The organism is Kitasatospora sp. NPDC001119 (assembly GCF_053598475.1).
Genome location: NZ_JBSFKI010000041.1, coordinates 25,961 through 40,644 on the forward strand (window position 1 = coordinate 25,961; position 14,684 = coordinate 40,644).

The following is a 14,684-nucleotide window of genomic DNA, read 5'->3' on the forward strand; positions in this document are numbered from 1 at the left end:
GTAACCGGCCCCCGAGAAGCGGGCGGGGTCCGAGAAGCGGGCGGGGTCCGGCGCCACCCGGGCGCCGGACCCCAACGGCCTCCGACCGGAGGTCAGTTGTGGGCGTGCAGGTCGGCGTTCAGGCCGCCCCAGGAGCCGGAGCGGGCGATGACCTCGACCGCGCCGCTCTGCGAGTTGCGACGGAACAGCAGGTTGTCCTGGCCGGACAGCTCGACGGCCTTGGCCACCGTGCCGTCCGGGGTGGTGACCCGGGTGCCGGCGGTCACGTACAGGCCGGCCTCGACCACGCAGTCGCTGCCGAGCGAGATGCCGATGCCCGCGTTGGCACCGAGCAGGCAGCGCTCGCCGACCGAGACGACCTGCTTGCCGCCGCCGGACAGGGTGCCCATGATCGAGGCGCCGCCGCCGATGTCGCTGTGGTCGCCGACGACGACGCCCGCGCTGATCCGGCCCTCGACCATGGAGGTGCCCAGCGTGCCGGCGTTGAAGTTGACGAAGCCCTCGTGCATCACGGTGGTGCCGACGGCCAGGTGGGCGCCGAGCCGGACGCGGTCGGCGTGGGCGATGCGCACACCGGTCGGGGCGACGTAGTCGGTCATCCGCGGGAACTTGTCGATCCCGTAGACGGCCAGCTGGCCGCCCTGGGCGCGCACGGCGAGCCGGGCCTGCTCGACCTTGTCCACCGGGACGGGGCCGATGCTGGTCCAGGCGACGTTGGCCAGCAGGCCGAAGACGCCGTCCAGGTTCTGGCCGTGCGGCTTGACCAGGCGGTGGCTGAGCAGGTGCAGGCGCAGGTACACGTCGTGGGTGTCGAGCGGCTTCTCGTCCAGCGAGGCGATGGTGGTGCGCACGGCGACCACCTCGACGCCGCGGCGGGCGTCGACGCGCAGCGCCTCGGCCGCGCCGGCGCCGAGCTCGGCCTCGGCCTGCTCGGCGGTCAGACGGACGGTGCCGGCCGGGCCGGGCTCGGCGGCCAGCACGGGGGCGGGGAACCAGGTGTCGAGGACGGTGCCGTCGGCGGCGATGGTGGCCAGACCGGTGGCCACGGCGCCGTTCGCCGGGGAGGTGGATTCGAGCGAGGTGGATTCAGCAGTCACACCGTGCACGTTAACCAATGCGGGGCCCCGGTGCCGAACACGCCCACCGGGCGGACGCGCCCGGCGAACGCGCCGGTCGGCGGCCCGCGGGGCGGGAAAACCCGGTGCCCGGCGTTCGGGCGCTGGGCAATACTTCAGCGGGTGTTCATGTCGATCTCCACCACCGGCAGCGCCGAGGACCCGGCCACGGACCTCGGGTTCCTGCTGCACAAGCACCCCGACAAGGTCCAGCGGTTCACCACGTCGCACGGTGAGGCCCACGTCTTCTACCCCGAGGCGGGGGACGAGGTCTGCACGGCGGCGCTGCTGCTGGACGTCGACCCGATCGCGCTGGTCCGCAAGGGCCGGGGCGACGGCAGGGGGCGCGGCGGCTCGCCCGACTTCGCGCTCGCCCAGTACGTCAACGACCGCCCGTACGCCGCCTCCTCGCTGCTCGCGGTGGCGCTGCGGACGGTGTTCCGGTCCGCGATGAAGGGCGACTGCCCGGCCCGGCCCGAACTGCCCGGGCGGGCCCGCCCCCTGCGGATCGAGCTGCCCGCCGTGCCCGCGAACGGTGCGGGCGGGGGCGGCGGCCCGGCCCTGGTGGTCCGGCTGTTCGAGCCGCTGGGCTGGCGGGTCGAGGCGACGGCGGTCCCGCTGGACGAGTCGTTCCCCGAGTGGGGCGAGTCCCGCTACGTCCGGATCGTGCTCTCCTCCGGGACGGTCCGGCTCGCCGACGCGCTCCAGCAGTTGTACGTGCTGCTGCCGGTGCTGGACGGCGCCAAGCACTACTGGGTCGCCCCGGACGAGGTGGACAAGCTGCTCGCGGCCGGTCAGGGCTGGCTGGCGGCCCACCCCGAGCGCGCCCTGATCACCCGCCGCTACCTGGCCCGCCGCTGGTCGCTGACCCGCGCCGCGATGGAGCGCCTGGAGCTGGCCCGGCTGGCGGAGGCCGACGACCGCGAGGTCGAGGAGATCGACAACGCGGTCGACGACCGGTCCGAGGAGGAGGCGCGGGACGATCCGGAGCCCCGGCAGCCCTCGCTCGCCGAGCAGCGCCGCACCGCGATCCTCGCCGCGCTGCGCGAGACCGGTGCCGCCCGCGTCGCCGATCTCGGCTGCGGCCAGGGCGAGTTGATCGGCGAACTGCTCAAGGACGCCCGGTTCACCGGAATCCTCGGCGTGGACGTCTCCGCCCGGGCGCTGCGGTCGGCGGGGCGCAGGCTGGGCCTGGAGCGGATGCCGGAGCGTCAGGCGGCCCGGGTGACGTTGGCGCAGGGAGCGCTCACCTACACCGACGCCCGGCTCAAGGGCTTCGACGCGGCGGTGCTGTGCGAGGTGATCGAGCACCTGGACCTGCCGCGGCTGCCCGCGCTGGAGTACGCGGTGTTCGGCGCCGCCCGGCCGAGGGCGGTCGTGGTCACCACGCCGAACGCCGAGTACAACGTCCGCTGGGAGAGCCTGCCGGCGGGCGCCGTCCGGAACGCCGACCACCGCTTCGAGTGGTCCCGGGCCGAGTTCCGGGCCTGGGCCGGGAAGGTCGCGGCCGCGTACGGCTACACCGTGGAGCTGCGCCCGGTCGGCCCGGAGGACGAGGAGGTCGGCGCCCCGAGCCAGCTGGCCCTGTTCACCACGACGCCGACGCCCGTGGCCACCACGACCCCGGGATCCACCACGACCCCGGGATCCACCACGACCCCGGCACCCACCGTGACCACCGTGCCCATCACGACCGCGACGCCCGAAGGAGGCTAGCCCCGATGACCGATGACCCGACCGACACCCCCGGCGAGAGCCGGGACCAGGACCGCGCGGAGAGCACCGCCCCGCGCCGCCTGCCCGTCACCGACGTCTCCCTCGTCGTCCTGGTCGGCACCAGCGGCGCGGGCAAGTCCACCTTCGCCCGCCGCCACTTCCTGCCCACCCAGGTGGTCTCCTCCGACTTCTGCCGCGGCCTGGTCGCCGACGACGAGAACGACCAGTCCGCCTCCGCCGAGGCCTTCGACGTCCTGTACTACATCGTCGGCAAGCGCCTGGCGGCCGGCCGGCTGACCGTCGTGGACGCCACCAACGTCCAGCCCGAGGCCCGCCGTCGGCTGGTCGAGATCGCCCGCGAGCACGACGTGCTGCCGATCGCGATCGTCCTGGACGTCCCGCCGGGGGTGTGCGCCGAGCGCAACCGCTCCCGCCCGGACCGGCAGCTGCCGGCCCATGTGATCCCCCGCCAGCACCGGGAGCTGCGCCGCTCCCTCCGGGGGCTGGAGCGCGAGGGCTTCCGCAAGGTGCACGTCCTGCGCGGCGAGGCCGAGGTGGCGGCCGCCGGGATCGAGCTGGAGAAGCGCTACAACGACCTGCGCCACCTCACCGGCCCGTTCGACATCGTCGGCGACATCCACGGCTGCCGCTCCGAGCTGGAGACCCTGCTGACCCGGCTCGGCTACACCCTGACCCGGGACGCCGGGGGCCGCCCGGTGGACGCCGCGCACCCGGCGGGCCGCACCGCCGTCTTCGTCGGCGACCTGGTCGACCGCGGCCCCGACACCCCGGGCGTGCTGCGCCTGGTGATGGGCATGGTGGCGGCCGGCCACGCGCTCTGCGTGCCGGGCAACCACGAGAACAAGCTCGGCCGGGCGATGGACGGCAAGAAGGTCAACGTCGCCTACGGCCTCCAGGAGTCGCTGGACCAGCTGGCAGGGGAGAGCGAGGAGTTCCGGGCCGAGGTCCGAGCGTTCATGCGCGGCCTGGTCAGCCACTACCTGCTGGACGGCGGCGCCCTGGTGGTCTGCCACGCAGGCCTGCCGGAGCGGTACCACGGCCGCAACTCCGGCCGGGTCCGCTCGCACGCGCTGTACGGGGAGACCACCGGCGAGACCGACGAGTACGGGCTGCCGGTGCGCTACCCGTGGGCGGAGGAGTACCGGGGCCGGGCGCTGGTGGTCTACGGCCACACCCCGGTGCCGGCCGCGAGCTTCGTCAACAACACCGTCTGCCTGGACACCGGCTGCGTCTTCGGCGGCAGCCTGACCGCGCTGCGCTATCCGGAGCGCGAGCTGGTGGGCGTCGAGGCCGAGCGCGAGTGGTACGCCCCGGTGCGCCCGCTGATCACCGACGCGCCGGGCGCCCGCGAGGGCCGTCCGCTGGATCTCGGCGACGTGGCCGGGCGCCGGACCGTCGAGACCGGGCTGCACGGGCGGGTGGCCGTCCGGGAGGAGAACGCGGCCGCCGCGCTGGAGGTGATGAGCCGCTTCGCGCTGGACCCGCGGCTGCTCGCCTACCTGCCGCCGACCATGGCACCGAGCGCCACGTCCCGCCGGGACGGCTACCTGGAGCACCCGGAGGAGGCCTTCCTCGGCTACCGGGCGGACGGCGTGCGGCACCTGGTCTGCGAGGAGAAGCACATGGGCTCGCGCGCGGTGCTGCTGGTGGCCCGGGACGGGGCCGCGCTGGAGCGCCGCTTCGGCGTGGCCGGCCCCGGCGCGATCTGGACCCGGACCGGCCGCGCCTTCCTCGCCGACGAGGAGCTGACCGGCGCCGTGCTCGACCGGGTCCGGGCGGCCGCCGAGCGCGCCGGGCTGTTCGAGGAGCTGGCCACCGACTGGCTGCTGCTGGACGCCGAGCTGATGCCCTGGTCGCTGAAGGCGGTGGAGCTGCTGCGCCGCCAGTACGCGGCGGTCGGCGCGGCGGCGGGCGCCGCCCTGCCGGAGGTGCTGTCCGCGCTGGAGCGGGCGGCCGGGCGCGGCCTGGACCTGGCCCGGCTGACCGACCGCCAGCGGCAGCGCGCGGCCGACGCGCGGGCGTTCACCGAGGCGTACCGGCGCTACTGCTGGCCGACCGAGGGCCTGTCGGGCATCCGGCTCGCGCCGTTCCAGCTGCTCGCGGCCGAGGGGGCGAACCTCGCCGTGCGCCCGCACGACGAACACCTGGCCTGGATCGACCGCCTGGCCGCCGCCGACGAGACCGACGAGACCGACGAGACCGACGGGATCGACGGGACCGACACCGCCGGCCCGGCCGGGGGGACCGGCACGGAGGAGCCGGAGCGCCGTGAGGGGCCCCTGCTGCAGCGCACCCGTCGGATCCTGGTGGACACCGAGGACGAGGCCTCGATGGCCGCCGCCACCGCCTGGTGGGAGGAGCTGACCGAGGCGGGCGGCGAGGGCATGGTGGTGAAGCCGCTGGTCTCGCCGGTGCGCACGGCGCGCGGCAAGGGCCGGCCGGGCGGCCTGGTGCAGCCCGGGGTGAAGGTGCGCGGCCGGGAGTACCTGCGGATCGTCTACGGCCCGGACTACACCGAGCACCTCGACCGGCTGCGCCTGCGCGCGCTGGGCCACAAGCGCTCGCTGGCGCTGCGCGAGTACGCGCTGGGCCTGGAGGCGCTGGACCGGCTGGCGGCGGGGGAGCCGCTGTGGCGGGTGCACGAGCCGGTCTTCGCGGTGCTCGCGCTGGAGTCGGAGCCGGTCGACCCGCGGCTGTGACGGCGGCGGAGGCAGAGGAGGGGAGCCTACGGAGCCCACGAGTAGGGGGCCCACGGAACCGACGGAGCCCCCGTGGGCGCCCCTCCTCCGCCCAGCTCCGTATATAAATTCCGAGTATCGTATAGACTTGCCGCTTTCCGCAGTCCGTCAGTCCCGTCACCCCAGGAGCCCGGCATGGCCTTCAACCTCCGGAACAGGCACTTCCTCAAGGAGCTCGACTTCACGCCCCAGGAGTTCCGCTTCCTGGTGGACCTCGCCGCCACGCTCAAGGCGGCGAAGTACGCGGGCACCGAGCAGCCCCGGCTGCGCGGCAAGAACATCGCGCTGATCTTCGAGAAGACCTCCACCCGCACCCGCTGCGCCTTCGAGGTCGCCGCCCACGACCAGGGCGCCACCACCACCTACCTGGACCCGGCGGGCTCGCAGATCGGCCACAAGGAGTCCGTCAAGGACACCGCCCGGGTGCTCGGCCGGATGTTCGACGGCATCGAGTACCGCGGCCACGGCCAGGAGATCGTCGAGGAGCTGGCCGAGTTCGCCGGCGTCCCGGTCTGGAACGGCCTGACCGACGAGTGGCACCCCACCCAGATGCTGGCCGACGTGCTCACCGTCACCGAGCACACCGCCAAGCCGCTGCCGGAGGTCGCGCTCGCCTACCTCGGCGACGCCCGCTCCAACATGGGCAACTCGCTGCTGATCACCGGCGCCCTGCTCGGCATGGACATCCGGATCGTCGCCCCGCGCGCGCTCTGGCCGACCGAGGAGGTGCAGGAGTCGGCGAAGGCCCTGGCCGGGACGACCGGCGCCCGGATCACCCTGACCGAGGACGTGGCCGAGGGCGTGGCCGGCGCCGACTTCCTCTACACCGACGTCTGGGTCTCGATGGGCGAGCCCAAGGAGGTCTGGGCCGAGCGGATCGAGCTGCTCAAGCCGTACCAGGTCTCCATGGACACCGTCCGGGCCACCGGCAACCCGGACGTGAAGTTCCTGCACTGCCTGCCGGCCTTCCACGACCTCGGCACGGCGGTCGGGCGGCAGATGCACGAGGCGACCGGCATGACCGAGCTGGAGTGCACTGACGAGCTGTTCGAGTCGGCCCACTCCATCGTGTTCGACCAGGCCGAGAACCGGCTGCACACCATCAAGGCGGTGCTGGTCGCCACCCTCGGCTCCTGAAGCACCGGCTCCTGGGTGCCCGCTCCTGGGGCCCGCCCCGGCGGCCGCGCGGCTCAGCCGTCCAGCCTCACGCAGGCCACCCGGTCGCCCGCCGCGTGCGGGCCGGCCGGGGTGCCCGCGTGCAGCACCAGCGAGCGCGCCTCGCCCGGTCGCGGCTGCCAGCCCACCACGGTGGTGGCGCTGCCCCGGCCCCGCCCGTCGGTGCGCAGCGCCAGTCGCAGCTCGTTGCGCTCGTTGGCGTACGCCGGGTCGGTGGACGGCTGCACCGGGTCGACCTCGTCCTGGTAGTGCGGCCCCGAGGAGGCCGGGTCGGCCCCGCAGCGGCCGGTGTGCAGGTGTGCGGGAAACTCGTGGCCGGGGGCGAGTCCGGAGGCCTTCAGGGTGAGCACCGTCCGCCCGGGTACCGAGCGGTCGGTGACGATCCGGACGTGGGCGCCGTACGGCACCAGGTCGCTCGCGTAGCTGATCGCCGCCGGGGGGACGAAGGCGGTGGCCGGGTCGAAGTCGGCCTCGACGACCGAGACCGGTGAGGCGGCGGGGGCGAGCAGGGCCAGCGGCAGCAGGGCGGCGGCGAGCGGAGCGGTCATCGGTCGGGCCTTCCGGGGGCGGGGCGACGGGGGTCCCCCTGCTAACGGCGCCCCGGCCCGGAGGACACCGCTCCGGGCTCCCGGGACCCCGGTGCGTCAGGCGGACGGCCCGCACCAGACCCCGCACCAGACCCCGCGCCGGACCCCGCACCAGACCCCGCGCCGGACCCCGCACCAGACCCCGCGCCGGACCCCGCGCCGGACCCCGACCGGACCCCGCACCGGACCCCGTGCGGGCGAGCCGCCACACCCGTCCGGGCGCGGGGGTGAACCGGGTCCGGACGCGAACCGGGCGCGAACAGAGGGGAAAGAGTGCGGACGGCCCCGCCGGCCGACGCCGCCCCCTCGCCGACCGGCGGTTCCGGTGGTGAGCTAGTGGTGGTGCCGCTGACGGCGGCCGCCGTCGTGGCCGGTGCGGTCCGGCCGAAGAGGCCGGAGCGCGAGCGGTGCGGCCCGGACGATCGGTGTGCCGAGGCATGCACTATGGTTTATCTCGACATCGAGATAACTGCCGCCTAGGATATATCTCGACATCAAGATACTTGCCGAGAGGCGCTCGCCGGCGATGCGGGCAAGGCAAGCCTAAGTAAGGCTGACCTTACCACCGCGTGACGGCCGGATACCGCACGAAGCACCCAGAAGGAGTCAGTCGTGTCCGCGAACAGCTTCGACGCCCGCAGCTCGCTGCAGGTGGGCGACGAGTCGTACGAGATCTTCAAGCTCTCCGCCGTCGAGGGTTCCGCTCGGCTGCCGTACAGCCTCAAGGTGCTGCTGGAGAACCTGCTCCGCACGGAGGACGGCGCGAACATCACCGCCGACCACATCCGCGCCCTCGGCAACTGGGACGAGAACGCCCAGCCGAGCCAGGAGATCCAGTTCACCCCGGCCCGCGTGATCATGCAGGACTTCACCGGTGTGCCGTGCGTGGTCGACCTCGCCACCATGCGTGAGGCCGTCAAGGAGCTGGGCGGCGACCCGGCCAAGATCAACCCGCTGGCCCCGGCCGAGCTGGTCATCGACCACTCGGTCATCGCCGACAAGTTCGGCACCAAGGACGCGTTCACCCAGAACGTCGAGATCGAGTACGGCCGCAACAAGGAGCGCTACCAGTTCCTGCGCTGGGGCCAGACCGCCTTCGACGAGTTCAAGGTCGTCCCGCCGGGCACCGGCATCGTCCACCAGGTGAACATCGAGCACCTGGCCCGCACCGTCATGGTCCGCGGCGGCCAGGCCTACCCGGACACCTGCGTCGGCACCGACTCGCACACCACCATGGTCAACGGCCTGGGCGTGCTGGGCTGGGGCGTCGGCGGCATCGAGGCCGAGGCCGCGATGCTCGGCCAGCCGGTCTCCATGCTGATCCCGCGCGTCGTCGGCTTCAAGCTGACCGGCGAGCTGCCGGCCGGCACCACCGCCACCGACCTGGTGCTCACCATCACCGAGATGCTGCGCAAGCACGGTGTGGTCGGCAAGTTCGTCGAGTTCTACGGCGACGGCATCGGCTCCATCCCGCTGGCCAACCGCGCCACCATCGGCAACATGTCGCCGGAGTTCGGCTCGACCTGCGCGATCTTCCCGATCGACGCCGAGACCATCAACTACCTGAAGCTCACCGGCCGCGACGAGCAGCAGCTCGCCCTGGTCGAGGCGTACGCCAAGGAGCAGGGTCTCTGGCACAACCCGTCGCACGAGCCGGTCTACTCCGAGTACCTCGAGCTGGACGTCTCCACCGTCGTCCCGTCGATCTCCGGCCCGAAGCGCCCGCAGGACCGCGTGATCCTGGCCGAGGCCGCCGAGCGGTTCGCCGAGGCGCTGCCGACCTACTCCGCCGAGGCCTCGAAGCCGACCGCCGTCACCGCCCCCGACGGCTCGTCCTACGAGATCGACAACGGCGCGGTCGTGATCGCCTCGATCACCTCCTGCACCAACACCTCCAACCCCTCCGTCATGCTGGGCGCCGCCCTGCTGGCGAAGAAGGCCGTGGAGAAGGGCCTGCACGTCAAGCCCTGGGTCAAGACCACCCTGGCGCCGGGCTCCAAGGTCGTCATGGACTACTACGAGAAGGCCGGCCTGCTCCCGTACATGGAGAAGCTGGGCTTCAACCTGGTCGGCTACGGCTGCGTCACCTGCATCGGCAACTCGGGCCCGCTGCCCGAGGAGGTCTCGGCCGCCGTCAACGAGGCCGACCTCGCGGTCGTCTCGGTGCTCTCCGGCAACCGCAACTTCGAGGGCCGGATCAACCCGGACGTCAAGATGAACTACCTGGCCTCCCCGCCGCTGGTGGTCGCCTACGCCCTCGCCGGCAACATGAACATCGACATCACCCGGGACGCCCTGGGCCAGGACGCCGACGGCAACGACGTGTTCCTCGCCGACATCTGGCCGTCGGAGCAGGAGGTCGCCGACACCGTCGCCGGCTCCATCGACGAGGCCATGTTCGACAAGGGCTACCAGGACGTCTTCGCCGGCGACCACCGCTGGCAGTCGCTCCCGGTCCCGACCGGCAACACCTTCGAGTGGGACGCCGAGTCCACCTACGTCCGCAAGCCCCCGTACTTCGAGGGCATGGCCAAGACCCCGAGCCCGGTGACCGACATCGCCGGCGCCCGCGTCCTGGCCAAGCTGGGCGACTCGGTCACCACCGACCACATCTCCCCGGCCGGCAACATCAAGCCGGGCACCCCGGCGGCGCAGTACCTGACCGCCAACGGTGTCGAGAAGCGCGACTTCAACTCCTACGGTTCCCGTCGTGGCAACCACGAGGTGATGATCCGCGGCACCTTCGCCAACATCCGCCTGCGCAACCAGATCGCGCCGGGCACCGAGGGCGGCTACACCCGCGACTTCACCCAGGCCGACGCGCCGGTGTCGTTCATCTACGACGCCTCGCAGAACTACCAGGCCGCCGGCGTCCCGCTGGTCGTCCTGGCCGGCAAGGAGTACGGCTCCGGTTCGTCCCGCGACTGGGCCGCCAAGGGCACCGCGCTGCTGGGCGTCAAGGCCGTCATCGCCGAGTCGTACGAGCGCATCCACCGCTCGAACCTGATCGGCATGGGCGTCCTGCCGCTGCAGTTCCCGGAGGGCGAGAACGCCGAGTCCCTCGGCCTGACCGGCGAGGAGACCTTCTCCTTCACCGGCGTGACCGAGCTCAACGAGGGCCGCACCCCGAAGACCGTCAAGGTCAAGGCCGGTGACAAGGAGTTCGACGCGGTCGTCCGCATCGACACCCCCGGTGAGGCGGACTACTACCGCAACGGCGGCATCCTGCAGTACGTGCTGCGTTCGCTGATCGGCTGAGCATGAGCCTCTGAGGAGGCCGGACCGCATCCCGCGGTCCGGCCTCCTCTTTTTTGCGACGGCTTCTCGCACCAGCTTTTTGCATACTGCGCCGGTTGCGGTCGCCCCCTTGTGCGGTGAACGGCGGATGGACTAAACCTCTGTGCCATCTGGTCCAGACCATTTGACGCCGCTTCAGAGAACAGGTCCGGTATGCCCACTCGCGCCTCAGCCCTGCTCGCCGCCGCCACCGTCGCCGCGCTGCTCGCCGCCCCCGCCACCGCCAACGCCGCCGACGGACGGCACGGCCCGAAGCTGAAGGGCCAACGGGTCGGCTACTTCACCCAGTGGGGCGCCGACAGCTCCGCGAAGAGGGTCCAGGAGTCCGGCCAGGCGGCCAGGCTCACCGTCATCAACTACGCCTTCGGCAACGTCTCCGCCGAGGGCACCTGCTTCGAGAGCAACGAGGCCGGCCAGGGCGACGCCCGCAACGACTACCAGCGCTCCTTCTCCGCCGCCGAGTCGGTGGACGGCGTGGCCGACGCCCCGGGCCAGAAGCTGAAGGGCCACCTCAACCAGCTGCGCAAGCTCAAGGCGAAGAACCCCCAGCTGCGCACGGTCATCTCGCTGGGCGGCTGGTCCTGGTCCAAGTACTTCTCCGACGCGGCCGCCACCGACGAGGCCCGCAAGAAGTTCGTCTCCTCCTGCATCGACCTCTACGTCAAAGGCGACCTGCCGGTCCTGGCGGACTCCCCGGAGGGCGGCAAGGGCGCCGCCGCGGGCGTCTTCGACGGCATCGACATCGACTGGGAGTACCCGGGCGGCGGCGGGGACGCGGGCAACGTGGTCCGCCCCGAGGACGGGCACAACTTCACGCTGCTGATGCAGGAGTTCCGCGACCAGCTGGACGCGCTGAGCGGCCGGAAGGGCAAGAAGTACCTGCTGACCGCCGCCGTGGCCGCCAACGAGACGGTCGCCGACCGGCTCGAACTGCCGCAGCTGAGCGAGTCGGTGGACTGGCTGAACCTGATGACCTACGACCTGCACGGACCGTGGGAGGGCAAGGGGCCGGCCAACCACCAGGCCCCGCTGTACTCCGACCCGACCGACCCGGACCCGCGCCGGCGCAGTGCCGACCAGGCCGCCGACCACTACCAGGAGCGCGGCCTGCCCGCCGAGCAGCTGGTCCTCGGCGCCCCGCTGTACGGCCACGGCTGGACCGGCGTCGCCCCCGGCAAGCGCGGCGGGCTCTTCCAGAGCGCCACCGCGTCCGCGCCCGACCACTCGTACCAGGAGATCAACGCGCTGCCGGGCAAGGTCTACCTGGACCGCGACCACGGCGCGTCCTGGAAGTACGACGGCACCACGTTCTACAGCTACGACACCGCCGAGGTGCTCACCCAGAAGGCGCGGTACACGCGCTGGAACGACCTGGCCGGGGTGATGGTCTGGTCGCTGGACGGCGACGACGCCCGGGGCAGCGCGATCGCCGCGCTGGACCGCGGCCTGAGCCGCGACTGACCGCTCCCCCCTCCCCGTACCCAGGGCCCGCCGCGGACGCCCCCGCGGCGGGCCCTGCTACGCCGTGGGGCCGGTCGGCCCGGCCGGCTGCTCGTGCGGGCCCCGGAGCTGCCGGGCGGGCGGCGGGGAGCCGTCCAGGATGCCGCTCTGCGCCGTCAGGTAGGCGAGCTGGGCCCGGCTGTTGCTGCCGAGGATCTCCGACACCCGCTTGAGGTGGCTCGCCACGGTCCGCGAGCTGATGCCGAGCCGGCTGGCGATCGCGGCGTCCGTGTAGCCGTCCACCATGAGCTGGAGCACCCGCAGCCGGGTCTCGTCGGTGAGCAGCGGCGGGCGCTGCTGGTCGCTCTCGTAGACGACCGGCGCGGCCCGCTCCCAGGCGTGCTCGAAGACCGAGGCCAGGAAGTGCACCACGCCGGGGTCGGTGACCTTGAGCGCGTGGTTGTGGTGTTCGAGCTCCTTGTCGGGGATGAACGCCACCGAGCGGTCGCAGATGATGAGCCGGTCGAAGACCTCGTCGACGGTCCGCACCTCGATGCCGGCCTCGGTGACGGCCTTGATGTAGTCCAGCGTCGGGTAGTGCGCCCGGACGGAGTGCTGGTAGAGCGTGCGCTGGCGGACGCCCCGCTTCTGCGCGTCCAGGGCGAGGACCAGCGATCTGGCGAGGACGTCGGTCGGCCGGCTGCCGCCCGGGTGCGCGGTGAGCAGCTCCCGCTCGGTCGCCTGGGTCGTCTCGGCCACCGCGGCGGCGATGACCGCCGCGCCGCTGAGCCGCTGGACGTTGTCCCGGCCCTCCCGGCGCAGCGTCCGGTAGACGCTCTCGACCTGGGACATGGCGGTCCGGATCGCGGCCACCTGCTGCTGCTGTTCGAGGATCTGCTGCTCCATCGGGTGCAGCAGCGCCGTGGTCGCGACCTCGGGCGGGACCGGCACCAGGACCGAGGGGTCGCCCAGCGCCGCCGTCAGCAGCCCCAGCTCGGTCAGGCAGGCGGGCGGCTCCGCCGTCGGGGCCCTCCCCAACAGGACGGCCTTGCGGTAGAACGTGATCCCCTCGTCACAGGGCCCGGGGTGGGCCTCCGGGCCACTGACGTCCGATATGTCGCACATGTGCCACCCCCTTCGGAATCTTGCAGTGCACGATCCTGAGCCATCGGATCTCTTCTGGCAAGGACCCATTCCCAGGCATTCTCTCTGTGTGCGGGGAAACCCCCCAGCACGAACGGATAGGTCTATCTAGGGGTGGAAATGAAGATCATGCGGTTCCCGGGTCGAATCCTCGCGTCCTTCGTTATGGCCGCCGTCGCGGTGATCGTCGTTTCCGCCGCGCCGGACGCCCCCAGCAGCGCCCCCACCGCTGCCGCCAGCGACGTGGCGCTCCTGCCGGGCGACCCCGGCTGGGCCTGATCGGCCGGGCGGGAATCCGCCACCCCTGGACAGTAGCGCCGATCCGCCGACCTGCGGGAGTGCTGCGAATCACGTTTCGCGGATATCGGCGCGCCGACATTCAGAAGGAGAGAGAAATGACCGCTGCGATTGCCGTACCGAAATGCCTGGTGTGCGACACCGACTTCGAGGTCGACGAGGCCTGGGAGCGGGGCGAGGTGACCGAGTGCGCGGCCTGCGGCCAGGAGCACGAGGTCGTCGAGAAGTCCGAGGCCGGCGTCCGCCTCGACCTGGCCCCCGAGGTGGAAGAGGACTGGGGCGAGTGACCTCCTCCGGCCGCGTCCTGCTGTCGGCCACCATGCTGCGCCCCGAGGAGAAACTCCTCCTCGGGGCGTTGCGCGGGGAGGGTCTGACGGCGACTCCACTGCTCATGGAGGATCTGGCCGACGTGGTGGCGGGTCGTACCGACCCGCCGGCCCTGGCCCTGATCCGCAACCTCTCGCACCGGGACGCGATCAGCGTCTCGTGCCGCCTGGAACACGCCGGGATCACCACGCTCAACCGGGCGTCGACCATCGAGACCTGCAACGACAAGGGCCTGCAGGCCCTGCTCTTCGCCCGGCACGGCATCCCCCACCCGCACACCCGGCACGCCTTCAGCTACGACCAGGTGCGCGCGATCGTCGCCGAGCTGGGCATGCCGGCGGTGGTCAAGCCGGTCAGCGGCTCCTGGGGGCGCGGTGTCACCAAGCTCGCGGACGCCGCGTGCCTGGAGGCCTGGGCCGCCGGGCGCGAGTCCGTCGACGCCGCGGGGAAGCTCTTCCCCGTCATCGTGCAGGAGTACATCGACAAGCCCGGCCACGACCTGCGCGTGGTCGTCGTCGGGACCACCCCGGTCGTGGCGATCCAACGGGTCTCGGACGACTGGCGCACCAACACCCACCTCGGCGCCGAGGTGCGGCGCGTCGACATCACCCCGGAGATGGAGAAGCTCTGCGTCCAGATCGTCGACGTCCTCGGCCCCGGCTTCTACGGGGTCGACCTGGTGGAGGACCGGACCACCGGTGACCTGCTCGTCCTGGAAGTGAACGCCAACCCCGAATTCGCCCGCTCCTCCGCCCTGCACGGAGTGAACGTCGCCGGCCACCTCGCCTCCTACGTGGCGGGGCAGCTGACGGCCGCGGCCGTGTGAC

At 72.5% G+C, this 14,684-nt stretch carries 11 protein-coding genes; 8 read left to right on the plus strand and 3 right to left on the minus strand.

Going from position 1 to position 14,684, the window contains the following annotated elements; genetic code table 11:
• Positions 1–92: 92 nt before the first annotated feature.
• A complete protein-coding gene (gene dapD / locus ACWDD9_RS35680; RefSeq protein ID WP_049648981.1) occupies positions 93–1,097 on the minus strand; it encodes a 2,3,4,5-tetrahydropyridine-2,6-dicarboxylate N-succinyltransferase in 1,005 nt (334 codons plus the stop codon).
• A 141-nt stretch (positions 1,098–1,238) separates the two neighbouring features.
• On the opposite strand from dapD, the gene ACWDD9_RS35685 reads away from it, so the two are divergent.
• From ACWDD9_RS35685 to argF, 3 genes are all read left to right on the plus strand, one after another.
• Positions 1,239–2,831, plus strand: a complete 1,593-nt coding sequence (locus tag ACWDD9_RS35685) for a 3' terminal RNA ribose 2'-O-methyltransferase Hen1 (RefSeq protein WP_449813916.1) — start codon at positions 1,239–1,241, stop codon at positions 2,829–2,831.
• 5 nt (positions 2,832–2,836) lie between these two features.
• A complete protein-coding gene (locus tag ACWDD9_RS35690; RefSeq protein WP_449813917.1) occupies positions 2,837–5,551 on the plus strand; it encodes a polynucleotide kinase-phosphatase in 2,715 nt (904 codons plus the stop codon).
• Positions 5,552–5,725: 174 nt separating this feature from the next.
• On the plus strand, positions 5,726–6,727 hold the full coding sequence (gene argF / locus ACWDD9_RS35695; protein ID WP_049648979.1) for an ornithine carbamoyltransferase: 1,002 nt from the start codon (positions 5,726–5,728) through the stop codon (positions 6,725–6,727).
• A 53-nt stretch (positions 6,728–6,780) separates the two neighbouring features.
• Here the strand turns inward: argF and ACWDD9_RS35700 are convergent, their stop codons facing one another.
• Positions 6,781–7,314, minus strand: coding sequence for a superoxide dismutase family protein (locus ACWDD9_RS35700; protein WP_117487775.1), 534 nt, complete (start codon positions 7,312–7,314; stop codon positions 6,781–6,783).
• A 651-nt stretch (positions 7,315–7,965) separates the two neighbouring features.
• Between ACWDD9_RS35700 and acnA the strand changes: the two genes are divergently transcribed.
• Both acnA and ACWDD9_RS35710 read left to right on the plus strand, forming a co-directional pair.
• Entirely contained in the window at positions 7,966–10,611 is a 2,646-nt protein-coding gene (gene acnA, locus ACWDD9_RS35705) for an aconitate hydratase AcnA (protein ID WP_049648977.1), read from the plus strand.
• A 192-nt stretch (positions 10,612–10,803) separates the two neighbouring features.
• Positions 10,804–12,111 carry a glycoside hydrolase family 18 protein gene (locus tag ACWDD9_RS35710; protein WP_117487773.1) on the plus strand — a complete coding sequence of 436 codons (1,308 nt, stop codon included), beginning with the start codon at positions 10,804–10,806 and terminating at the stop codon, positions 12,109–12,111.
• Positions 12,112–12,168: 57 nt separating this feature from the next.
• On the opposite strand, the gene ACWDD9_RS35715 is transcribed toward ACWDD9_RS35710, so the two are convergent.
• Positions 12,169–13,215 carry a LuxR C-terminal-related transcriptional regulator gene (locus ACWDD9_RS35715; protein WP_449813918.1) on the minus strand — a complete coding sequence of 349 codons (1,047 nt, stop codon included), beginning with the start codon at positions 13,213–13,215 and terminating at the stop codon, positions 12,169–12,171.
• Between the two features lie 138 nt (positions 13,216–13,353).
• On the opposite strand from ACWDD9_RS35715, the gene ACWDD9_RS35720 reads away from it, so the two are divergent.
• From ACWDD9_RS35720 to ACWDD9_RS35730, 3 genes are all read left to right on the plus strand, one after another.
• Positions 13,354–13,512 (plus strand): hypothetical protein, encoded by a 159-nt coding sequence (locus ACWDD9_RS35720; protein WP_158077651.1) that lies wholly within the window; start codon positions 13,354–13,356, stop codon positions 13,510–13,512.
• A 116-nt stretch (positions 13,513–13,628) separates the two neighbouring features.
• Positions 13,629–13,817 (plus strand): lysine biosynthesis protein LysW, encoded by a 189-nt coding sequence (locus ACWDD9_RS35725; RefSeq protein WP_049648974.1) that lies wholly within the window; start codon positions 13,629–13,631, stop codon positions 13,815–13,817.
• Positions 13,814–14,683, plus strand: a complete 870-nt coding sequence (locus ACWDD9_RS35730; RefSeq protein ID WP_049648973.1) for a RimK family alpha-L-glutamate ligase — start codon at positions 13,814–13,816, stop codon at positions 14,681–14,683. Before ACWDD9_RS35725 ends, ACWDD9_RS35730 begins: the two co-directional genes overlap by 4 nt.
• Position 14,684: the final 1 nt, after the last annotated feature.